Origin of the sequence: Stenotrophomonas acidaminiphila (assembly GCF_001431595.1) — a bacterium.
In the GTDB taxonomy this organism is placed as follows: domain Bacteria; phylum Pseudomonadota; class Gammaproteobacteria; order Xanthomonadales; family Xanthomonadaceae; genus Stenotrophomonas; species Stenotrophomonas acidaminiphila.
Genome location: NZ_LDJO01000119.1, coordinates 1 through 666, shown reverse-complemented (window position 1 = coordinate 666; position 666 = coordinate 1). Strand labels below are relative to the sequence as shown.

At 71.0% G+C, this 666-nt stretch carries 2 protein-coding genes; one reads left to right on the top strand and one right to left on the bottom strand.

Features of this window, described 5'->3' with window-relative positions; translation table 11 throughout:
* Window positions 1–190: Maf family protein (locus ABB33_RS17930; RefSeq protein WP_211260898.1), on the bottom strand; the 190-nt coding region annotated here is incomplete at its 3' end.
* Window positions 191–398: 208 nt separating this feature from the next.
* On the opposite strand from ABB33_RS17930, the gene ABB33_RS17925 reads away from it, so the two are divergent.
* Window positions 399–666, top strand: a 268-nt coding sequence (locus ABB33_RS17925) for an SIMPL domain-containing protein (protein WP_152985166.1), incomplete at its 3' end; no start/stop codon positions are given.

Genomic DNA, 666 nt, shown 5'->3' with positions numbered 1-666 from the left:
TGTCGGGTTCGGCGGCGACCCGCGCCAGCCCGGCGCGCGCCTTGTCCAGGGCGACGCGGCGTACATAGGCCAGCGGCGATTCGTCGGCGCCGCGGATTTCCGGGACGTCCAGGTCGAGCGCGCGGAACGGGATGTCCAGCCGCGCGAGCAGTTCGTTGCGACGGGGAGAGCGGGAAGCGAGATAGAGCATCGGCGAAGCATAACCTGCGCCCGTTGCGGCCGCGCCTGCCATCGGCGGCGCATGCCCGTGCTCGCCATACCGGCCCCTTCCCGCCTACGCTTGGGCGGTCGCATGCTGAACGATCGGCAAAGCCCCCGCTACGGTCGCGACCCCGCGCGGCCTCACTACCCGTTCATCGCCACCACACCACCCTCGCATCCATCCAAGGAGGATCCACATGCGCCATTCCACCCTCGCCCCGCTGCTGCTCGCTCTGTCCTTCGCCTCGGGAGCCCCGATGACCGCCCACGCCCAGAACGCCCCGGCCGTCGTGGCCAGCGACGCCACCCTGTTGAACATTTCCGCCCAGGCCGAAGCGCGGCGCGTCCCCGACGTGGCCACGCTGTCGGCCGGCGTGGTCACCCAGGCCGCCGACGGCAATACCGCCATGCGCGAGAACGCGGTGCAGATGGACAAGGTGATGGCCGCGATCAAGGCCGCCGGCA